This window comes from Sulfurospirillum sp., from assembly GCF_036802865.1.
Taxonomy (GTDB): Bacteria; Campylobacterota; Campylobacteria; order Campylobacterales; family Sulfurospirillaceae; genus Sulfurospirillum.
The window spans coordinates 262,211-282,893 of record NZ_DAIRVK010000004.1; the positions used below are offsets into that span (position 1 = coordinate 262,211).

At 40.1% G+C, this 20,683-nt stretch carries 19 protein-coding genes; 13 read left to right on the forward strand and 6 right to left on the reverse strand.

Annotated features, from left to right (window positions below):
- Positions 1-4: 4 nt before the first annotated feature.
- Both V7Q04_RS10530 and V7Q04_RS10535 read left to right on the forward strand, forming a co-directional pair.
- Entirely contained in the window at positions 5-1,084 is a 1,080-nt protein-coding gene (locus V7Q04_RS10530; protein ID WP_333805036.1) for a sulfate/molybdate ABC transporter ATP-binding protein, read from the forward strand.
- Positions 1,085-1,157: 73 nt separating this feature from the next.
- On the forward strand, positions 1,158-1,367 hold the full coding sequence (locus V7Q04_RS10535) for a TOBE domain-containing protein (protein WP_333805037.1): 210 nt from the start codon (positions 1,158-1,160) through the stop codon (positions 1,365-1,367).
- Positions 1,368-1,404: 37 nt separating this feature from the next.
- On the opposite strand, the gene V7Q04_RS10540 is transcribed toward V7Q04_RS10535, so the two are convergent.
- The 6 genes from V7Q04_RS10540 to V7Q04_RS10565 all read right to left on the reverse strand — a co-directional run bounded on the left by V7Q04_RS10540 (position 1,405) and on the right by V7Q04_RS10565 (position 8,871).
- Positions 1,405-2,169 carry a class I SAM-dependent methyltransferase gene (locus V7Q04_RS10540; RefSeq protein ID WP_333805038.1) on the reverse strand — a complete coding sequence of 255 codons (765 nt, stop codon included), beginning with the start codon at positions 2,167-2,169 and terminating at the stop codon, positions 1,405-1,407.
- A 72-nt stretch (positions 2,170-2,241) separates the two neighbouring features.
- The gene (locus tag V7Q04_RS10545; RefSeq protein WP_333805039.1) at positions 2,242-4,023 is read right to left on the reverse strand and encodes a radical SAM protein; all 1,782 of its coding nucleotides are present in this window, start codon (positions 4,021-4,023) and stop codon (positions 2,242-2,244) included.
- A 106-nt stretch (positions 4,024-4,129) separates the two neighbouring features.
- Positions 4,130-5,161: an ABC transporter substrate-binding protein gene (locus V7Q04_RS10550; RefSeq protein ID WP_333805040.1), complete on the reverse strand. Its 1,032-nt coding sequence runs from the start codon at positions 5,159-5,161 to the stop codon at positions 4,130-4,132.
- Positions 5,162-5,172: 11 nt separating this feature from the next.
- Positions 5,173-7,257, reverse strand: coding sequence for a TonB-dependent receptor (locus tag V7Q04_RS10555; RefSeq protein WP_333805042.1), 2,085 nt, complete (start codon positions 7,255-7,257; stop codon positions 5,173-5,175).
- A 40-nt stretch (positions 7,258-7,297) separates the two neighbouring features.
- Entirely contained in the window at positions 7,298-7,867 is a 570-nt protein-coding gene (locus V7Q04_RS10560; RefSeq protein WP_333805044.1) for a globin domain-containing protein, read from the reverse strand.
- A 230-nt stretch (positions 7,868-8,097) separates the two neighbouring features.
- The gene (locus V7Q04_RS10565) at positions 8,098-8,871 is read right to left on the reverse strand and encodes a TOBE domain-containing protein (RefSeq protein ID WP_333805046.1); all 774 of its coding nucleotides are present in this window, start codon (positions 8,869-8,871) and stop codon (positions 8,098-8,100) included.
- A 277-nt stretch (positions 8,872-9,148) separates the two neighbouring features.
- Here V7Q04_RS10565 and V7Q04_RS10570 point away from each other — a divergent pair, with 277 nt between their 5' ends.
- The 11 genes from V7Q04_RS10570 (at position 9,149) to V7Q04_RS10620 (ending at position 20,649) form a co-directional block, all read left to right on the forward strand.
- Positions 9,149-9,595 carry a MotA/TolQ/ExbB proton channel family protein gene (locus V7Q04_RS10570; RefSeq protein ID WP_333805047.1) on the forward strand — a complete coding sequence of 149 codons (447 nt, stop codon included), beginning with the start codon at positions 9,149-9,151 and terminating at the stop codon, positions 9,593-9,595.
- Entirely contained in the window at positions 9,585-9,992 is a 408-nt protein-coding gene (locus V7Q04_RS10575) for an ExbD/TolR family protein (protein WP_333805048.1), read from the forward strand. Before V7Q04_RS10570 ends, V7Q04_RS10575 begins: the two co-directional genes overlap by 11 nt.
- Positions 9,989-10,678 (forward strand): energy transducer TonB, encoded by a 690-nt coding sequence (locus V7Q04_RS10580; protein ID WP_333805049.1) that lies wholly within the window; start codon positions 9,989-9,991, stop codon positions 10,676-10,678. The genes V7Q04_RS10575 and V7Q04_RS10580 overlap by 4 nt, the downstream gene beginning before the upstream one ends.
- 9 nt (positions 10,679-10,687) lie before the next feature.
- Complete coding sequence (locus V7Q04_RS10585) at positions 10,688-11,233, forward strand: globin domain-containing protein (RefSeq protein WP_333805050.1); 546 nt, start codon at positions 10,688-10,690, stop codon at positions 11,231-11,233.
- Positions 11,230-12,264, forward strand: coding sequence for an LLM class flavin-dependent oxidoreductase (locus tag V7Q04_RS10590; RefSeq protein WP_333805051.1), 1,035 nt, complete (start codon positions 11,230-11,232; stop codon positions 12,262-12,264). The genes V7Q04_RS10585 and V7Q04_RS10590 overlap by 4 nt, the downstream gene beginning before the upstream one ends.
- A complete protein-coding gene (locus V7Q04_RS10595; protein ID WP_333805052.1) occupies positions 12,261-13,277 on the forward strand; it encodes an ABC transporter substrate-binding protein in 1,017 nt (338 codons plus the stop codon). The genes V7Q04_RS10590 and V7Q04_RS10595 overlap by 4 nt, the downstream gene beginning before the upstream one ends.
- The gene (locus V7Q04_RS10600; protein WP_333805054.1) at positions 13,274-14,290 is read left to right on the forward strand and encodes a FecCD family ABC transporter permease; all 1,017 of its coding nucleotides are present in this window, start codon (positions 13,274-13,276) and stop codon (positions 14,288-14,290) included. The genes V7Q04_RS10595 and V7Q04_RS10600 overlap by 4 nt, the downstream gene beginning before the upstream one ends.
- On the forward strand, positions 14,287-15,072 hold the full coding sequence (locus tag V7Q04_RS10605; RefSeq protein WP_333805055.1) for an ABC transporter ATP-binding protein: 786 nt from the start codon (positions 14,287-14,289) through the stop codon (positions 15,070-15,072). The genes V7Q04_RS10600 and V7Q04_RS10605 overlap by 4 nt, the downstream gene beginning before the upstream one ends.
- Positions 15,073-15,164: 92 nt before the next feature.
- A complete protein-coding gene (locus tag V7Q04_RS10610) occupies positions 15,165-17,189 on the forward strand; it encodes a TonB-dependent receptor plug domain-containing protein (protein WP_333805056.1) in 2,025 nt (674 codons plus the stop codon).
- Between the two features lie 437 nt (positions 17,190-17,626).
- A complete protein-coding gene (locus V7Q04_RS10615; RefSeq protein ID WP_333805057.1) occupies positions 17,627-17,824 on the forward strand; it encodes a Tat pathway signal protein in 198 nt (65 codons plus the stop codon).
- Positions 17,825-17,838: 14 nt separating this feature from the next.
- Entirely contained in the window at positions 17,839-20,649 is a 2,811-nt protein-coding gene (locus V7Q04_RS10620; RefSeq protein ID WP_333805058.1) for a molybdopterin-dependent oxidoreductase, read from the forward strand.
- The last annotated feature ends 34 nt before the right edge of the window (positions 20,650-20,683 follow it).

The following is a 20,683-nucleotide window of genomic DNA, read 5'->3' on the forward strand; positions in this document are numbered from 1 at the left end:
AACCATGAGTATTCAGATATCACATATTAACAAACGTTTTGATAACTTTACCGCCCTTGATAACATCAATCTTACCATCCCTGATGGTGAACTCGTAGCTCTTTTGGGACCTTCAGGTTCAGGTAAAACGACCTTACTTCGCATCATTGCAGGACTGGAAGAAGCCGATAGCGGAACAATTTATTTTAATGGCGAAGATACCACCGCAACGCACGTACGCGACCGAGGGGTTGGTTTTGTGTTTCAGCACTACGCGCTATTTCGCCACATGAGTGTGTTTGAAAACGTCGCCTTTGGACTTCGTGTGAGACCCAAAGAGACACGCCCGAGCGAAGAGGAGATTAAAGAGCGTGTGCATAGACTGCTTCAGCTCATTCAACTCGACTGGATTGCCAATCGTTACCCATCACAACTCTCTGGCGGTCAACGCCAACGTGTAGCACTTGCGCGTGCCCTTGCCGTTGAGCCAAAAGTATTGTTACTCGATGAGCCTTTTGGAGCATTGGATGCCAAAGTGCGTCAAGAACTTCGCCAATGGCTAAGAAGCTTGCACGATGAAATTCACATCACCAGTGTATTTGTAACCCACGACCAAGAAGAAGCACTCGAAGTCTCCGATAAAATCGTCGTCATGAACCAAGGGAAAATCGAGCAAATCGGTACTCCCGAAGAGGTGTACGACAGACCTGCCAATCCATTTGTCTATAGCTTTTTGGGCAATGTCAATCTCTTTCATGCCCGCGTGGAGCAAGGCTCTTTGCATCTTGAAAACACAGAACTTAACACACCAGATCTAGGAAGCTCTAAAGAAGCATCACTCTTTGTTCGTCCGCATGAGATCAACATTAGCATCGACAATGTCCTTGGTGGCGGTATTGAAGCAAAGCTCATCGGATGGAGATTGGTAGGCCCTCGTGTACGTGTTGAGCTTGAGACACTACACGCACATCAAAGAGTTGAGGCGGAGATTTCTAAAGTTGAGTGGCAGACGATTAAAGCGCATGAAAACGATACTTTATTTGTTCATTTTTCCAATGCACGCATCTATACGAATGAGGCTTCATGGAATGATTATGTCATCTAAAAGCGTTCGGAATTGACAGACTATAAGGCTTTGGAGTAGCATTTTGCTATCTTTAATTCCAAGGAGCTTTACCATGAAATACGGCGCTAGAAATGAGATTACTGCAACGGTTACAAAGATTAAAAAAGGTGAAGTAATGTGCCAAGTCGATGTGGGTGAGATCATCGCTAACAAAATGAGCTCTGTTATGACTATGGAATCTATCGAAGAGATGGGACTCAAAGAAGGCGATAAAGTAAAAGTGGTTGTTAAAGCGGTAAGTGTTTTACTTATCAAAGAATAAAACAAAGAAGAAATGCCCTAAAGTAGGGCATTTTATTTTAAGCGACGTTCCACAAAACCATCCCTTTTTCGGCTTCTGTGGTTACGTGTACTTTATCGTCCTTTAGAAACGATACTAAAATAGATTCGACAATCTCTTCATTTGGTGATATCTCTTTGCGTTTTAGCTGATCATAGGCATACTCTTTTGCCTCATCAAAAGTGTAGGTATCGATCCATGAAGTTTCAAAAAAATCGCTCTCAAATGGAATGTTTTTCTCTTTTAAAATCTCAATAAATTGATTAGCTTTGATACAGCCTGCGGATGCACAATCCTCTTCTTCAAGTGTATGTGCTTTTACCAGTGCTTCAACCAGTTTATTGATACGGTATTTTCCCCAGCCGACATAAATACCTAATCCCGTAGTTGCTCCAAGCATTTTTTCAATTTTTTGTAGATCACTAATAGCAGGTGTCATTGAAGCGATAACAATGTCATATTTTTGGTTTAATGGAAATGAATCCCAATCGCTTTGGTGTGTAGAAACCTTAGCACTAAGTCCGTGCTCTTTGGCATCTTCATTAAGAGCTGCTAGCATACCCTCTGAGATATCCATAGCAGTTACTTGTGCACCCTTTAGTGCCAAAGGAATGGCGATAGTTCCCGTTCCTGCACCAATATCCAAAATAGAAGCACCCTCAAAGGAAACATTTTTATTTTGGCACCAGTTTAAGATGTGATTGACATCTTTGCTCATTGTTGTATCGTTAAAGCGTGGGTAACGCTTCGCCATATTGTCCCAAAAGTTAAAAGTAGGTTCCATTGAAGTATCCTTTAAATCGTTATATACATGAAACTATAACGAAATTTAACCACATATACAAGAGAGCGTTGGTTAAATTTGAATCATTGTATGGTATTGGCTTGGTTTTGCAAAGGAGCGGTTAATAGAAGCAATATTTAATTCGCTCTCATAAAACTCCTGATAGAAACATTTTGCTTCGTGTAAAACATCAAAATGATACAGCTCAGGATGCAGCATGTTTGCAATGTGCATTAAACCTAAAATCCATCTTGGGCTCCCAAAATCAAAGCAAGGTGCAAGGTGCGTATAGATGCGTTTATGTGCAATTGCATTGACAACAATGCCTTGCTCTTCACAAAAGGTGTAAAACTCATCCAACGGGCAATCCAAAAATGACGAAATAAAAATAACATCTGGATTGAGTTCGTTGAGTGTTTGAACCGAAATTTTTCGCCCTGGTCTTCCTTTGAGATTCAGGGTTTTGTTGATACTCATACCACCAGCCATCTCGACCAATTGATTTTCAAGGCGCTCATCTTCAAGGGCAAACAAGGGCTTACCCATGACATAATATACCCGTGGTTTGGTCTGAATCTTTGGCAACTCTTGTGTAATGATGGCAATTTTTTCTCGCATATAAGCCAGTAGTTTTTCAGCCGTATGTTCTTGATGTGTCATTTTGGCAAGATACTCAATGGTACGTGCATAATCGTCAAAGTTTTGAATGCTTACATGTAACTTTTTCAAACCATCATTTTTTAAAAGTTCTTCCCAACAAGCGGTGACATCCTTTTGCTCTTTGACGCCAAGCGTTGCGAGTGTGCCTTCGACAATCTCCAAAGCTCTGGTAAGTGGGTAACCGCCTTCAAAACCATCTTCATCAAACATTTTCGTGCGAGGCTCTCCTACAATAGGGAGTAAATGATGGCAGTGTGAGCAAGTATTATTCTGATAATTGTGGCTAATCGTTCTTAATTTTGAGCCCATAGGACCGTAGAAATCTCGCTCAAAAATGAGTGCTCCACACTCGGGGCAGTAGGTGTTCAGGCACTCTGAGCCTGGTGAGTTGAAAAGATAGACATAATCAAGATGCGATACGAGCTTTTTATAAAGCTTCTCAGAGGCTAAAATGGAAGGCTCAAGGCTAATGCTGGCATCGTCAATAGGAATAAACCGCATGATTTGAAGAGGAATCTCTTTAGAGATATGCGCCAAAGTCTCAGCGATCGCTAAGACCTCTTCTTCGTTGTCTTTTTTATGAATACAGGCTACTTCAACGTGAACGCCTTTACGGTAAAACAGTTCGATATTGCGTAAAACGGGTTTGTAACTGTTCGCACCACAACTACGGTAAACATCATTGCACAACCCTTTGAGCCCAATGTTGACAAAGTCTAAATGAGGGGCGAGCAGATCAAGAGATTCGGGCGTAAAATAACCATTGGTCGAACAGCCAGTAAGCAGCCCGCACTCTTTGGCAAGCGTGCAAATTTCAAGAAAGGTGTAAAAGGAGGCGAGGGGGTCGTTCATTAAAAAAGCGATGCCATTGCACTTTTGCTCTAAAGCTTTGTTGATAATCTGCCTAGGCGATAATTTTTTAAGTGCACTGCTTTGGACATCCATCTCTTTAGCGACAACTGTTGAGATACAGCCTAAACAGTCAAAATTGCACCCAGTGGTACTAATCTGTAAAAATTTGGCGCGTGGATGAAAATGAAGTACGGGCATCGTTTCAGCCGAAATGGGTGCGACAACAAGATAGGTATTTGGAAAACGCTCAACCATCGTTTGCTCTTGGCAGGCATAGCGTCCACAAGCACCTATGCCTTTTTCTTCAACACTGCATCTTCTCTCGCAAATTGGGCAAATCATAACAATTCCTTTCCTATATATAAAAGCACCAAAGGTGCGCGGGCGCTCTGCCAAAGAGAACTTAGCATTAGCGTAGCTTTTTTAGAGCTTTGCTCTAAAAGCGTGTCTAAAACTCTAATGAAAAATAAGTTTTTAGATCCTCGTCACTGAGTACGACACCAAAAAAGAGTTGGTAAAACGCTCTTACTTTTTCTTGAATCTTATATGGATAGCGTGTCGGATAAAGCTTACTTGCAATCCAATGTGCCCCAATAATACGCATAAAAGAAGGCGGCCTGTCCGTCCAGTTAAAAGGCGATTTTGGGACTAAGTAAACTCTTTTGTTTTGAACCGCTTTGAGCATTGCCCATTTTTTATCTTCAAAAACTATTTTATAAAAGGTAGGATTTTGAACGATAATAACATCAGGATTGTAGGTTATGACTTGCTCAAAGCTTACTTCTTGAAGCCCGATAATGCTGTTTTGAACACATTTGTGGACTAAGTTTCCCCCCGCGAGCGTTAAAGGCTCAGAGTGAAACGAGATGTCACACTCCGTTTGAAGCCCAAAATCACCCTCTGCGTAATAGACTTTCGTGCGCTCTTTCTCAGGAATGCTTGCTACAAAATTTTTGAGCTCATCTAAATAGTTTTGTGCCATAGTCGCGAGTTGATTAGCACGCTCCTCTTTATGCATCACTTTACCAAGATAGCGAAACACCTCTGGGTAATTGCGCGAATCATCAATGTTTACTTTAAGAGCAGGGATGTTAATGCGTGCTAAATCTTTAGCGGTTTTTTCATTGAGAAGTGCGGTGTCCCATGTGACAATCACTTCAGGTTTAGCACTTAATATTGCCTCTAAATTAGGGATATTGTTGCCATGCCAACCACCTAAAATGGGGAGACTCATAAAATGTTTTGTTAAAAATTTGTCGCCGTTGGCGTTGTCTTGATTGGTTTGTGGAAAATTCACACCGATAAGTTTTGTATCATCAATGACATAGAGCATAAAACTAATCGGTGGAGCCGAGCCATAAATACGAGTGATATTTTCAGGAAGAACAACAGGCTTATTGTTAATGTCCAAAAATGTTCGTGACTCATTTGCACAAAGTGAGCTAAAGAGAAATAAAAAAAGAATCCAAGAGTGGCGCATCATATCTCCTTTTAAAAGTTTGCTTTGAGAGAAAGTACACCATTGATACCAGGATTGTCAGGTAAATACCATGCTGTTGAAGAGACTTTATCAAGATGCTCTCGGTATGATTTATCAAAAATATTATTCAATTCAAAGCTGAGTACAGCATTTTTCAAAACGCCCACTTTTGAGAAGCCATAGCTAATCGAAGCATTGGTAAGAGAATATCCCGGTGTTGCTATTTCACCATTAACGATAGAGACACGGCTTTGATCGTCAACAAATACCTCTTCGACTCTCCAACTTAACCCTTTATTACGCTTTTGTGCTAACGATAGAGTCAATTTTTGAGGGGCAATAAAAGCGAGTGGTGTGTTGGCGTCTTCATTTTGTCCATAAGTGTAGAGATAAGAGGCTTCGGCAAAAAGATCATTGCCAAGACCATACCCTAGCATTGCTTCTGCACCATATATGTAGGCATCATCAAGATTGGTGTATTGTTTAATTGGACGAGATGGAACTACTTTTGTTTTGTAAGCTGTTTGAATCAGTTCAATATAGTTCGAGTAACGTTGATAATAAAGCGCAGAGGTGTAGTAAAAGCGATCATATTTACCATCTAGCCCTACATCTATACCCCATACTTTTTCATTTTCCAACGTTTGGTTAGGAATTTGTGTACCATTGCTTGGGTTGTTGCCATATGCTTCATTGAAATAAGGGGTTCGTTCTGCATTGGAAAGTTTAATGTACGGTATGAAGGCAGGTGAAATTTCATAACCCGCTTTAGCACTAAATGAGAGAAGATTGTCACGTTCATCTGTGTTTATTTTTTGAATAGTATCGGAAAGTGCGCTAGGAATATAGGCTGTTAAAGCGGTTGTATTTACATTCGATGCAACATTACGTTTAACATTATCGTAGCCAACAGCAAGGGTATAGAATGCTTTATCGTATTTAATATCATCCGACAATTGTATGCCAAGATCGGTGTAATCGCCACCTTTAATACCAAAGGCATTCATCCAGCTACCCCACGCAGAACCAGACCAATTTCGCACACCATTGGTAATTTCCATTTTTGAGTAGGTTGTTGTAAGTGAGAGTGTTTGGTGTTCATCTAGCTCTTTTTTGGCAGAAAGTTTAGCCCCTTTGGTATTGCTTTCTCTAAAAAGCTCTTGATTATTGGGGGTATTCGCTTCTTTATTGGTATTGACATTGTAATGCAGATCGTTTTTAAAGATTTGAAAATCAATGTCACTCAAACCATACCATTCACCTTTTTTAAAGCCTACAAAATAGCTTTTTGCATCATCATTAGGATGATCGGTATAGTACCAGATACCACTTTGTTGATAGCGAGAAAGGGGATCGCCTGAACTACTTTTATCGCGCATAAAACGACCATAAATATAGCTATCATCGCCTGTTTTGACAGCTGTAGCAATATTGTAATGTTTACTATCGGAATCAGAGTGTAGTACTTCATCCCCTGCGCCATTTTTGTAGTTATTGTTCTCGTTGACACTGCCACTTACTGAGAGGTTGATGAATTGATTATAAAGGGTCGTTCCAATAGCCGTGGTATAGCCTGTTTCAGAAAAAAGCGATGTTTTTGCACTGATGAAACTTGATGCTTGGAATTCATCTGTAGCACTAAATTTTGGTTCTTTAAATTTGACAACAACAGCACCGTTCATTGCTCCCATGCCAACATTTGCTCCATTGGCACCTCTGTAAACATCAACTTCTTCCGCATCTATCATATTAAAAATGCTCGTAGAATCTGGATGTGCTGCATTGATGCGCATCCCTTCTAAATAAATTGGTACACCATTAACACCTCGCCCTCTAATGTAAGGTTCGGAATTGTAGTCACCTGCTTTTTTGTAGCTTATAAAAAACTCGTTTTTAAGCGCTTCATTGAGCGTTGTAGGCTGACTTGCACTCTCTTCTACTTTAATAGGAGTCTTTGTATCACGCAGAGTGAGTGGAGTTGAAGGCTCTTTCTCTCCTTCAACAGCAACAGGTTCTAAGAGAATACTTTGCGCTGCGAAGGCAGAAACAGAGCAAAAACTGATGGTGGCGATCCATGAAAGCGGGGTATTCTTCATTCTAAATTCCTTTGGGATTTGTTGTTACATGTAAAGATAGTTATGCATCAAAATAGTGTTGAATACTCTCGTAAGGATAACGTTTGAGCATTTCCATACTGGTTCGTCTATTGACCATACGCATTGAGATAGACTCAACCCAGTTCCAAATTTCGGGTAAGAGCTCTTTGGAAATATGTGTCTGTTTGAGTGCTTTTTTAAAACACATGAGCCAGATGTCACGTCCTGTTTCATTGACTTCAAATGGGAAGTGGCGATCTCTCAGTTTTGGGTGACCTTGTTTGGAAGTGTAAAGATTAGCTCCTCCTAGCATTTGCACAAAAAAGTCTTCGATTTTGGTTGTAGCTGCGATAAAAGTGGCATCATCTTGTGGGTAGAGATGACCAATTTTGCTTTTACGTACGAGATCATGGTGAATTTTAACCACTTCACGAATTTTGGCTTCGCCTATGGCCAGATAGGTTTTGTTGGAAGGGAAAAAGACTTCTGGATAGATTATGTCTATCTTTGGAGGAGTACGCCTTGGGTTCTCATCTGTTTGAGGAAACGGGGCATTTGGATCACATTCACTAAACAGTTGTACTTTAACACCATCAATCACTACGGGCATATTGTCTCCTTGTACTATTAAAATATGTAATAATTTTTAAATTAATACATTATATAAATAAAAATATAATGGTAGCAGGAAAAATAGTGCTTTTCAAGAGTAAAAGAGCATGAAATGAGTTTTCAGGATGTTTTTTATTCAAATAAATGGCTAATATTTAATCAAAATTTGACATATGGATGCGTTGAATGAGGTGGATATGACAATGAGGGAAGGCTGTTAAATGTACATTAAACGCCTAAAATAACATTCGATGCTTTGAAAAAAGCATAGGCTTCTTCATTGATTTTTAATCCTAAAGGCTCAAAAGATTCATTGGCAATCGTAGCCGTGATGGTACTTTTACTTTCAAGTTCCAAGGTGACTTCGGTGTTTGATGTATCACTTAGAATTTGGATAATTTTACCTTTTAAGAGGTTTTCACAGGCAACAGTAGGTTTTGTTTTGGAGAGTAAAACAGAGCTGGCTTTGATGATAGAAATTGCGCTCTCACCAAGGCGAAGTCCTAGTTCTTGGTAGCTGCTTTTTGTGATGCTTGAGTAAATTTTATCAGCTGCTTTTATCGTCAGTTCAATTGAAACATTAACGGCATCTTCACTAATAGCGCTGATAGTTCCTATGAGTTGATTGCGAGCACTGAGTTTTAAAGAGAGACGACTGAGTGTTTGAACAATCGTGAGAAGATCGTCACTGTTTGCAAAAAGATCTAAAAATTGTTGGTGCTTTGCTTGTAAGTTATGAAATGCTTTAATAACCTCTTCACCTTTAGCAGTTAATAAAGTTCCTCCCCCACCTTTTCCACCGTTTTTTTTCTCGACCAACGGTATATCTGAGAGGTTGTTCATGGCATCAACAGAGTCCCAAGCAGCTTTATAGCTCATCTTCATTGCTTTGGCTGCAGCGTGGATAGAGCCATACTGACGAATGTGCTCTAAAAGCTCAATGCGCCCTTTACCAAGATAGTTTTTATCGCTTTTTTTCATCCAAAGTCGTGCTTCTAACATACTTTTCCTATGTGTTTAATATGGAATAATTGAAAATAAGTATAGCACAAAAGCCGTATGAAGTATTTTTTGAATGGGGGGGCAAGAAAATACAGTGCCTATTTTTTAAACATAAAAGTAAGCTAAGGCACATATTTTACGTTGTATTTATAAATATATTGCGATATAATGCTTTTTGTTTCTTGTTGTCTGCTCTTTTTAGCTCAGTCGTTATGTATGTGCAGTATATATCGATTGAGCAAGAGGGGTTTATTGTTTTGCTATTTAAGGAGAAAAAATGCTCAGTGAAAAACTTTTATCGTTTGCTCTTCTAGGGATTGATCCCGTACTTTGGGTATTGGTTACTATGAGTGTGATAGCGGTTGGAGTGATGATCGAGCGAGCATTTGTTTTTGCACAGATTGGAACAACCTATAAAACGATGGATTATTATACATTGCGTTTAAGCTTAGAGGCACGCCTTGGTATTTTAGCAACGTTTGGAAACAATGCTCCTTTTATAGGGCTTTTTGGAACCGTTTTGGGTATTATTCAAGCATTTCACACAATAGGCTCTAGTAACGCATTTGATGTTCAGCCTATTATGCAAGGTATATCTGAAGCGTTGATTGCAACGGCTACTGGATTGTTTGTAGCTATTCCCTGTGTCATTGCCTACAACTATTTCCTCAGACGTCTCAAAGTCATATTAACGCTGAAAGAGGCACTTTTAGATGAGGCGTAACCCTACGTATGAAAGTGATATTGCCGAGATCAACATGACCCCTTTTGTAGATATTATCTTGGTAATTTTGGTCATTTTTATGGTAACCGCCACATTTGTAACGCAAGGTAAAATTCCGCTCAATCTACCACAAGCAACTTCTTCTGAGAATCGTAAAGATGATGTTAAACCTATCACTCTTTCACTGAGTGAATCGGGTGAGCTCTATTATGACGATGTCATTATTTCAATGGAAGATTTAGATACTAAGGTTGCACAGATTAATCAGAGTGATCCTCATATAGTAATTCGCAGTGACGCTAAAACACCGTTTGAATATGTAGTCAAAGTAATTGATATCTGTAAAAAGAATCACATCAGTACCTTTGCCATTCAAACAGCAAGAGTGACCCCATGAAAACATCTCATTTTGCATTTGCCACACTGGGTAGCCTTTCTTTGCATGTACTGATTGCGTATGCTCTTTTTATGGGAAGTATGGCGATTCCAAAACCTGCCTTGCGCGAGTTTGTGGTAACACAGGTAAGCTTTTTAGATGAGCCAAAACCTATGCCTCTTACGAATGAAGTAAAACCTGAAGTCCCTCTTAAATCTGAACCTATCGTAGAGAAAAAACCTGAAAAAAAAGTGCAAAAAGAGTTCGTTAAAGCTAACCCCATTCAAAAGTCCATAAAAGAGCCTAGCACGACACCATCACCAACAACCAGTGAGTCTTTTACAGAACAAACAGTAGACATTCCTTCATCCACTCAAGTCCAAGAAAAAGCTTCTGTGCCGTCTTCTCGTCAAAGCGATGATTTACTCTCTTCGTATCTTGCCAAAGTGAGGCACAAAATTCAAGAGAGCTTACATTACCCCTCTATGGCTAAAAAAATGGGATTGGAAGGTGAGGCAGTGGTGCAGTTTTTAATCCATGCAAATGGTATGGTAGATGCCTCTTCTATTAAGATTGCAAAGTCAAGTGGAAAAGTCGTTTTGGATCGCAATGCCATTGATGCCGTCTTAGAAGCTTTGCCCTTTGACTTGCCTCCTAAAGAGAATTTAGAGATTGTGATACCCGTTGTTTTTAAGCTTAAATCGTAAGGAAATTTCATGTATAATGGTCACCATTTTCTGCATAAACCCGTTGCTATCAAAAAGAATGAAAGCCTAAAATGGAGCAATTTCAATCTCAAAACACCCCTTCCTCCGATTATATTTCCATCGTCTAATTTTTTAGCAAAAGTGGGCATTGATACAATCGCTAAAATTGTTTTGCATCACCATCGTCTGTTGCAAAAAAGCAGTATAGCGCATATGTATCCAACGGATGAATCTCATTTTTTAGAGGGTGTTTCTAAAGCGAGCCATTTTATGATTGAGGCACTTGGTGGGGAAAAAGTCTACACATTTAGTTATGGTCCGCCAGCACTATGTCGCACACACGCTCCTTTTGTGATTGATGATGAGGCAAGAGCTGTGTGGCTTATGGCATACAAACAAACCCTGCACGACCTTTATTTTCCCAAAGCATTGATCAAGGAGTTTTGGAACTGGATAGAGCCTTTCTCTCTGCGCATGATCAATAAACAAAGCCATAGCACTCCTGCAAAACGCTTTTTGTATGAAGATATGAAAAAGGAGTTTGGCATCGTATGAAATGGGGAATATTTTGCCTCTTTGAGCGCTTCAATATTAATGCCAACCAAGCGATTGAAAATCAGCTCAAACTGATTGAACATGTAGATGCCATGCATTTTGATGAAGTTTGGATAGGTGAACATCACTTTAATGACTTTAGTATCTGTTCCTCTCCTACTCTGCTTCTAGCGTATGCCAGTGCTAGAACAAAGCATGTCAGAATTGGATGCGCAGGATTTTTAGCTCCTTTTTACGATGCAATTCGCCTAGCCGAAGAGGTAGCTATGCTTGATATTTTAAGTAAAGGTAGGGTGAATTTAGGCTTTGCAAAAGGCGCTTTTGCACCTGATTCAAAGCATTTTAATGTCACGGTAGAACACCTCCGTCCGATGATGTTCGAGTGTGTGGATGCTGTTACTCAGCTTTTACATGTAAAGAATCCGCCCGTTGGTTTTAAGGGTGATTACATTGATTTTTCTGAGGTAGATATTGAACCAAAACCTTTACAAGCCAATATACCAACGTTTATTGCAACCTTTGCATCGGATGAAACGATAGCCTTTGCTGCAAAAAGAGGTTTTGGATTAATGCTCTCACAAGGCGTGGATTTGGATGAGTGTGAGCGTGTGAGTCATGCGTATGAAGCCATTGCTGGCGTTAAACCCCAGATTGTCCTTTTGCGTACTTTTTATGTTGCTAAGAGTAATGATGAAGCCTATGTTAAGGCACGTCCTGCGATAGACCATTTTGCGAAGTCAATGCGCGCAGCCTCATCATTTCACAAATCACCCCATTTTGATAAAAGCAAATATGAACAACTTATCGCCGAGCGAAACACCTTTTTTGATGGGCAGAAATTTTTTGACTGTGGCATTATTGGCGATGAAAAAACATGTATAGATAAGATCAAAGAGATTGAAAAACGTCTTTGTAATGTCACCATAACGCTTAAATTATTAGGCGTTGATCTACTTGAAAATAGAGCACTTTTAGACGCGTTTAATGAAAAAATACGTCCTTATTGTGAAAAGAAAAAGGAATTGGTATGAAAAAAATAATATGTGTGCTTTTGTGTTTACTCGCAACGCTTTATGCCCGCGAGATTGTAGATATGAGCGGTAAAAAGGTTGAAATTCCTGAGCATATCACCAAAGTGTTTGGCACGTCACCTCCCTCAACGTATATGCTTTACACGATTGATCCATCTTTAATTGTAGGGCTTAACTTTAACCATGCTCGTGGTAATAATGAGTCTTCCAATATGCTTGATCAAAAATTTATGGCACTCCCTATTGTCGGTGGACTTCAAGGGGGAGGGAACAGCATGAACCGCGAAACACTGCTTTCGTTGCATCCTGATGTCGTCTTTTTGTGGAATAACGACGCTTCCGTTGGACTTGCGGAGTATCTGTTTGAGAGTAGCAAAATTCCTAGCATCAGTGTTGATCTTGAAAGTGTCGAGAGTTTGCCAAAAGCGTATCTCTTCTTTGGCGATATTTTAGGAAAACAGCCTCGCGCTAAAATTCTCTCAGCCTATGCAACCGCTGCGCTTGAGAAGACACAAGCGATTGTCAAAACAGTTGCCAATAAACGCTCCGTTGTTTACTACGCAGAGGGTGCAGATGGGTTAGCGACTGAGTGTGACCAGTCCTTTCACTATGAAGCGATCAAATTTGCGGGTGGTATCAACCCTCATTTATGCTCGACAAAAAGCGGACTTGGGCTTGAAAAAGTCTCTTTAGAGCAGGTGATTTTGTACAACCCTGATGTCATCATTGCACAAGAGAAAGAGTTTTTTGACAAAGTGAAAAGTGACTCTCGGTGGAACTCTATTAAAGCAGTTCGTGAGGGAAAGATTTTTTTAGTGCCTAAAGTGCCGTTTAATTGGATTGACAGGCCTCCTTCGTTTATGAGACTCTTAGGTGTGCGTTGGCTCACTCATGTCCTTTACAATGCGCCTGATGCAAACCAATTTACCCAAGAGATGAAGGAGTTTTACAAACTCTTTTTAAACATTGATCTCACCGAGCAACAGATTAACCACATTTTAGGTCGTGTATGAAAAATTCGTTTCTTTTTGGGGTTATTATCATCGCTCTTGCAGCAAGCTCGCTGATCTCTTTAGCTCTTGGTCGCTATGAGATTGATCTTAGCACCTTGACGCAGTTACTGTTATGGAAAGCCCTAAACATCGGCACTGCACCACACGATGTTACTCTTCTTTCAAACATCGTTTTTGACATTCGCTTGCCACGCATCTTAGCTGTTGTCCTTGTGGGAGCGGCACTTTCTGTTTCAGGAGGAGCCTTTCAAGCGATGTTTGTAAACCCCTTGGTCTCTCCCGGAATTTTGGGGGTTCTAGCAGGTGCCTCTTTTGGGGCAGCACTGGGCATTATGATCTCCAAAAATTGGCTAGGGGTGCAACTCTTGGCTTTTTCTTTTGGCTTTGTAGCAGTTTTGGTGGCTCTTGGCGTCGCCAAAATTTACGGACGAAATGGCTCACAGACCATTCTTTTGGTTTTAGGGGGCGTCATCTCTAGCTCACTCTTTTCAGCACTGCTCTCCGTTGTCAAATTTGTCGCCGATCCGTACAACAAACTTCCGACCATTGTCTACTGGTTGATGGGCTCTTTTAGTTCGGTCGATATGAAGATGGTTGCGAGTGTTGCGTTACCGCTACTTGTAAGCACGGTGGTATTGTCTCTCATGGGTAAATATCTTAATGTCTTAAGCCTTGGGGATGAAGATGCCAAAGCTTTAGGAGTTCGTGTCGCTTGGGTGCGCAACAGTGCCATTTTACTGGCAACATTGCTTAGTACGCTCACCGTTGTTGTTGCGGGGATGATCGGTTGGGTAGGGCTCATCATACCGCATATTGCACGCTTTTTAGTGGGAGCCGATAACCGTGTTCTCCTTCCCATGTGCGCTCTTTTAGGGGCTACATTTTTAATCATCGTCGATACGTTATGCCGTACGTCTATGAGCATTGAAATTCCTATAGGTATTGCGACATCACTGATTGGTATTCCCATCTTTGTATTTGCACTTCGCAATGCGAAAAAAGGGTTCGCATGAGTTTTTACAGCGCTCAAAATCTTCATTTTTCCTACGACAATACGCCCATTTTGCAAGGCATTAACATTACGATTGAAGAGGGAAGTATCGTTTCACTTTTAGGAGCGAATGGAACGGGTAAAAGTACGCTTATGAAACTTTTTTTAGGACTTTTAAGCCCTAAAAGTGGTGAAGTGATTTTAAAAGGAAAGCCCTTACAGAGTTATTCTATGAAAGAGCGTGCTTTGCAGGTAAGTTATGTGCCGCAAAGCACGCAAGTTGCATTTGCATTTTGTGCACTGGATATTGTGGTGATGGGGCGTATTGCTTTTGAGTCATGGTTTCAAAAGCCAAACCAAAAAGATAGAGACTTAGCACGTGCAGCGATGGAACGTCTGGGCATTGTGCATTTAGAAAAACGTACCTTTCAAACACTTAGTGGTGGTGAAAAACAGTTGGTTTTAATCGCAAGGTCTTTAGCACAAGGTGCGAAGATCTTGGTCATGGATGAGCCTGTTTCAGGGTTAGACTATGGCAATCAGCTTCGTCTTTTAGAGACGATTATGACACTTTCCAACGAAGGCTACACGTTTTTAAAATCAACCCATTTTCCTGAGCACGCTTTGATGCTGGGAGGTTACACCTATGCACTGAAAGAGGGTCAAGTTTTGGCGCATGGAATGACACATCAAACCATTACCGAAGAGTTGATTAATGAGCTTTACCATACGACTATCAGACTCAAACAGACGACATGTGGTTATCCTGTGTGTATTCCATCGTTTGTTCATACTAAATATTAGGAGGTCGTGGCATCTGTTTTGGGTAGGGCATATTCATCGTTATATAAAATAAAACACAATGATTTGGGCAAACATTTAAAAGGAGAAAAAGAATGAAACAGAAGGTTAGCTTTGGCTTGGCACTCTCATTGATTACTGCATCCGTGTTGATGGGTGAGACATTTGAGTTAGGAAAAATTGAGGTAAGTGAATCAAAAGATATTAGTGCAAATCATACGACACAATCTGTTGATGCGCAAACAATCAAAGATACAGAGAGCAAAACTGTTGCACAAGCTTTAGAGAGTATTCCTGGTACATATATAGAGCAAACAGGTGCAAGAAATGATACTGGAGTACGTATACGTGGCTTTAAACAAAGTCGTGTACCTGTTTATGTGGATGGTATACCAGTTTATGTACCGTACGATAAAACAACGGACTTAAGTCGTTTTACAACATATGATATAAGTGAAATTGAGGTTTCAAAAGGCTATGTTTCACCGATGTATGGAGCAAATACAATGGGTGGAGCTGTAAACCTTATTACAAAAAAACCTACCAAAGAGTTTGAAGGTGAAATAGGCGCAGGTGTTTTTAGTGGCAATGGTCAAGAAGAGTACTTGACGATGGCGACCAATCAGGGTAAATACTATGGATTAATCTCAGTTTCTAATTATGAAAGAGATTATTTTAAGCTCTCTAATGACTATACCGCAGCAGGTAATGAAAATGGTGGTAAACGCGAAAATTCAGATTCTAAAGATAAAAAAATAAATATCAAAGTAGGCTATACTCCAAACGACACAGACGAATATGCATTTAATTATATTGCGCAACGTGGTGAAAAAGGGCAACCTTATTTTGCTGATGCGGCAACACCTTTTTATCCAAGTAATAAAAGCCCATATACACGTCATTGGTCTTGGCCAGATTGGGATAAAACAAGTTATTATTTTTTAACGAAGACAGCGATTAATGATGCAATTATGGTCAAATCGCGTTGGTATAGGGATGAGTTTAACAATAAAATCAATTGGTATAATGATTTACCTTCGACAAGTACTGCAATAACAACCGTGTCCGAATACGATGATTATACATTAGGTGGAAATATTGAGTTAGATTTGAAATTGACAGATGCTCAAATGTTAAAATTATCTGTCACTGAAAAAAAAGATTATCATAAAGACATTGATTCTGGCTATCCTGGAGTTGATATTAAGGCAGAAGGAACCACCATATCTTATGGATTAGAGTATTCATTAAAAGTTACAGATCAGATCACATGGATAGTAGGAGCGTCTTATGATAAAAATAAAATTGATGAAGCTCAATATCGAAATAGCAATGCATCTGGCTTACCAATTAAAGAATTTCCTCATTATGACACTGATGCATTCAACCCAGAAACAGCTCTTTACTATAAACTAAGTGATGCAACAACCTTATATGGCAGTATTGCGAAAAAAAGTAATATACCTACATTAAAAGATAGATACTCAACAAAAATGGGTAATTATGTTCCTAATCCAGAGTTAAAAACAGAACACTCTATAAATTATGAACTGGGTGTTGACCAAAAATTAGGTGATACCCAAGTCGCTCATGTAGCTTTTTTTCTATCAGAATCGGATGATTATATTGCATCCGTAAGCGTTCCAAATGTTGCGGGTGTTTGCACAAGCGGCAAATGTAGCCAAAGTCAAAATATTGGAAAAGAAGAACATAAAGGTATAGAAGTATCGTTAGATTCGTATTGGGCTGAATCTTTAACAAGTAGCCTTTCATACACTTATATTGATGCAGATATTAAGGATAATCCAGTCAATCCCTATGTTACAGATATTCCAAAACACAGTGTTGTTGGACGTCTGAAATATTCACCGATTGCAACAGTTGATATTATTCCACAGTTTCGTTACGAAAGTGAGCGATATATGAGAGGCGAAGCTATTTATAGCCAATATCAAAGTCCAGATTTTTTCTTAATGGATTTAAAAGTAGCCTATCGACCAGTTAAAGCACTGGAATTAGCTGTTGGCGTGAAAAATATGTTTGATAAAGACTACTACTATAGCTACGGCTATCCTCAAGAGGGTCGAAGTTATTACGCTAATGCGCGTTATAGTTTCTAAAATACTTTAGAGGCAAACGTGTTCAAAGAGTTTGTATAGCTCTTTGAACACCCCTTCTGAGCTTCTTCACCTTCAAGCGATATGCTTAATTTGCATATTTAAGTGATTTTTAAGTTTATAAACTACATTTTTCCTTATACAAATAAATTAATATTTCTATGTTACATTTTCATAGTTTGGTAAACCATCGTTTACTAAATGGTAATTTATAACGTGTTGTTCATGATATGTGCTTACGTGTTAAGCATACATACGTATCGATGAAGGCCTATAATAACGCATATTTCGCGTTCCTTCTTTTATACCTCTGTGTTTCCCCCTTTATCATTAACGTCACTCTTAGGTGCATTTTCAATGACCGAAAGAGATTTGGAATGCTTAATTTTTTACATGTAAACTATATTTAGATGTAAAACATACGATCCAAGGAGGAGTGTATGACAAAGATGCGTCGCAGTTTCCTCAAAACTGCTGTGCTAGGTTCAGCTGTTGCAGCTATAGGTGTTTCACCATTGGCTTCAGCTGAAAAAATGCCCGTCGTTTCAGGTGGTGTTGTCGTAGGTAAATCTAAAAAAAGAGAGATTACTTACAAAAAAACGCAAGTCTGGGAAGACTATTATAAGTCTGCTCTGTAGTAAAGGAGGAATGAATGAGTGAAATAATAACTGCATTAAATGCAAAAGTAGGAAGAAGAAGTTTCCTTAAAATGGCAGCGATCGCTGGTGCTTTTGGCGCAACGGCTGGATTTGCCAGTGAGCAAGTAACACGCGCGGCCACAGAGGAAGAGGTTAAAAACCCATTTCCTGGTTCAAAATTGGTCAAAACAATTTGTAATGTCTGTTCAGTCGGTTGTGGCGTTGTAGCAGAAGTACATAATGGTGTTTGGGTTCGTCAAGAAGTGGCTGGGGATCACCCACTTAGTCTTGGTGGACATTGCTGTAAGGGCGCAGGCATGATCGATATGATCCGCTCTGATGTACGCCTAAAATACCCAATGGAAAAAGTGAATGGTCTGTGGAAACGTATCTCATGGGAAGATGCATACACTAAAATTGGTACACAACTTAAAGCCATTCGTGAAAAACATGGCCCCGATGCGTCTATGTTCTTAGGTTCGGCTAAAATGAGCAACGAGCAAGCGTACTATCTTCGTAAATTTGCTGCATTTTACGGTACAAACAACATCGATCACCAAGCAAGGCTTTGTCACAGTTCAACCGTAACAGGTGTTGCGAATACCTTTGGTTATGGTGCGATGACAAACCAACTCGGTGACATTCAAAACTCTAAAGCAGTACTTATCATGGGTGCAAACCCTGCAGTTGCGCATCCTGTTGGTTTTCAACACTTTTTAAAAGCGAAAGAGCGTAACAACACAAAGTTGATTGTCGTTGAACCTCGCTTTACAAAAACAGCGGCGAAAGCGGACATGTACGTACGTTTACGTTCAGGTACCGACATTGCGTTTATTTACGGAATGATTCATTTGATTTTGAAAAACGGTTGGGAAGATAAAAAATATTTACAAGACCGCGTTTATGGCTATGAAGATATTTTCAAAGAGTCTGAAAAATGGACGCCTGATGTCGTTTCAAAAGTGACAGGTGTGAGTGAAGAAGAGCTTTACCAAGTGACCAAAAGTTTTGCAAGTACAAAACCGGGATGTTTAGTGTGGACAATGGGTTGGACACAACACAGTATTGGTACAAGTAACACTCGCGTTGGACCAATTTTACAGATGATTCTTGGCAATATGGGTGTTGAAGGTGGCGGTTGTAACATTCTACGAGGTCATGATAACGTTCAAGGTGCTTCTGATATGGGCTGTTCTTCTGAAACACTTCCTGGCTATTATGGTTTGGAAAATCCAGCATGGGCACATTTCTCACGTGTTTGGAAAGTTGAACCTGATTACATCAAAAACCGTTTCAAAGCGCCAGAGATGATGAATAAGTCAGGCTTTACATTGGCTCGTTGGTCTTCAGGTGTGACTCAAAATGAGCAGACGTATAATGCTGGAACAGACCTAAAAGCCCTTGTCGTTATGGGGTGTGGTATTACGTCTACCGCGCAACTTCAAGAGGTCAAAAAAGGACTTGATAAAGTTGAGCTTCTTGTCATTACAGACCCATTCATCAATGATGCCGCTATTTTGACCGATCGTAAAGATAACCTCTTTATCCTTCCGGTTGCGACTCAGTTTGAAACCAGTGGTTCGGTAACAGCAACAGGCCGTAACGTTCAATGGAGAAGCAAAGTTGTTGAACCTCAATACGAGTGTAAAACAGACCACGATATTATGTTCGAATTGGCAAAACGTTTAGGTTTCTACGATGAGTACACCAAAGCATTAGGCGATGGTAACGGTAAATTTGAATGGCCAGAAGATGCGACACGTGAAATTGCACGTGGTATTCGCTCTATCGGTATGGGTGGACATACACCAGAACGTCTTAAAAAACATCAAGAAAATTGGCATATGTTTGAAGAGGTCAGTATCGCTGGAATGGGACCGATGAAAGGCGAATACTATGGACTTCCATGGCCATGTTGGAATGAAACCCACAGCGGTAGCCCAATTTTGTATAACGTCAATAAACCAGTCAGTGATGGCGGTATGGGCTTTAGACTTAACTGGGGACTTGAAAAAGATGGCGTCAGCCTTCTAGCGGGTGAGGGCAGTGCACCAATAGGTTCTGCTATTGCAAAAGGTTACGGACCATTGACGCTTGAAATGCTTGAAAAAGCAGGTGCAACATTTAGCGAAGAAGAAAAAGTGATTGTTGCAGGTAAAAACTTTGCGACCGATTTAAGTGGAATTCTCATCAAAAAAGGTCTTGCTTTAGGATTGACTCCGTATGGTAATGGTAAAGCGAGAGCCAAAGCGTGGAATTTCCCAGATCAAATTCCTATGCACAGAGAGCCTATTCATTCCTATAGTCCTGAGATGGCAAAAGCGTATCCAACGTATCCTGATAAAAAAGATCACTTTAGGGTTGATACGCAGTATATCTCCGCACAAACCAGACAAGATTACACGAAAGAGTTCCCACTCATTATGATTACAGGTCGTTTGGTAACGCACAGTGGAGCGGGTGCAGAGACGAGAGCTTCTAAGCATCTTGCAAAGCTTAACCCCGATATGTTCGTAGACATTCATCCAAATACAGCGTTAAGCCTTGGCATTCGCGATGGAGAGATGGTTTGGGTTTATGGTGTTGAGGGAACGCGTATTCACGTGAAAGCAAAATTCTCACGTACCGTGGATGAAAAAACGGTCTTCTTACCATTCCACTATATGGGTAAATTCCAAGGTAAAGATTTAAGTGCAAACTATCCAATAGGTACAAAACCTTACGCAACAGGTGAGTCGGCTAACACAGTGGTTGGTTACGGCTATGACATTATGACGCAAATTCCAGAGACAAAAACTGGTCTATGCCGCATCGAAAAAGCGTAGGGGGGGTGAGAGATGGATTATGCAAGAATGAAAT

Excerpts from the sequence above, each read along its gene's own strand:
- V7Q04_RS10530 (WP_333805036.1), top strand. The coding sequence starts at position 5 with ATGAGTATTCAGATATCACATATTAACAAACGTTTTGATAACTTTACC.
- V7Q04_RS10535 (WP_333805037.1), top strand. The coding sequence starts at position 1,158 with ATGAAATACGGCGCTAGAAATGAGATTACTGCAACGGTTACAAAGATT.
- V7Q04_RS10540 (WP_333805038.1), bottom strand. The coding sequence starts at position 2,169 with ATGGAACCTACTTTTAACTTTTGGGACAATATGGCGAAGCGTTACCCA.
- V7Q04_RS10545 (WP_333805039.1), bottom strand. The coding sequence starts at position 4,023 with ATGATTTGCCCAATTTGCGAGAGAAGATGCAGTGTTGAAGAAAAAGGC.
- V7Q04_RS10550 (WP_333805040.1), bottom strand. The coding sequence starts at position 5,161 with ATGCGCCACTCTTGGATTCTTTTTTTATTTCTCTTTAGCTCACTTTGT.
- V7Q04_RS10555 (WP_333805042.1), bottom strand. The coding sequence starts at position 7,257 with ATGAAGAATACCCCGCTTTCATGGATCGCCACCATCAGTTTTTGCTCT.
- V7Q04_RS10560 (WP_333805044.1), bottom strand. The coding sequence starts at position 7,867 with ATGCCCGTAGTGATTGATGGTGTTAAAGTACAACTGTTTAGTGAATGT.
- V7Q04_RS10565 (WP_333805046.1), bottom strand. The coding sequence starts at position 8,871 with ATGTTAGAAGCACGACTTTGGATGAAAAAAAGCGATAAAAACTATCTT.
- V7Q04_RS10570 (WP_333805047.1), top strand. The coding sequence starts at position 9,149 with ATGCTCAGTGAAAAACTTTTATCGTTTGCTCTTCTAGGGATTGATCCC.
- V7Q04_RS10575 (WP_333805048.1), top strand. The coding sequence starts at position 9,585 with ATGAGGCGTAACCCTACGTATGAAAGTGATATTGCCGAGATCAACATG.
- V7Q04_RS10580 (WP_333805049.1), top strand. The coding sequence starts at position 9,989 with ATGAAAACATCTCATTTTGCATTTGCCACACTGGGTAGCCTTTCTTTG.
- V7Q04_RS10585 (WP_333805050.1), top strand. The coding sequence starts at position 10,688 with ATGTATAATGGTCACCATTTTCTGCATAAACCCGTTGCTATCAAAAAG.
- V7Q04_RS10590 (WP_333805051.1), top strand. The coding sequence starts at position 11,230 with ATGAAATGGGGAATATTTTGCCTCTTTGAGCGCTTCAATATTAATGCC.
- V7Q04_RS10595 (WP_333805052.1), top strand. The coding sequence starts at position 12,261 with ATGAAAAAAATAATATGTGTGCTTTTGTGTTTACTCGCAACGCTTTAT.
- V7Q04_RS10600 (WP_333805054.1), top strand. The coding sequence starts at position 13,274 with ATGAAAAATTCGTTTCTTTTTGGGGTTATTATCATCGCTCTTGCAGCA.
- V7Q04_RS10605 (WP_333805055.1), top strand. The coding sequence starts at position 14,287 with ATGAGTTTTTACAGCGCTCAAAATCTTCATTTTTCCTACGACAATACG.
- V7Q04_RS10610 (WP_333805056.1), top strand. The coding sequence starts at position 15,165 with ATGAAACAGAAGGTTAGCTTTGGCTTGGCACTCTCATTGATTACTGCA.
- V7Q04_RS10615 (WP_333805057.1), top strand. The coding sequence starts at position 17,627 with ATGACAAAGATGCGTCGCAGTTTCCTCAAAACTGCTGTGCTAGGTTCA.
- V7Q04_RS10620 (WP_333805058.1), top strand. The coding sequence starts at position 17,839 with ATGAGTGAAATAATAACTGCATTAAATGCAAAAGTAGGAAGAAGAAGT.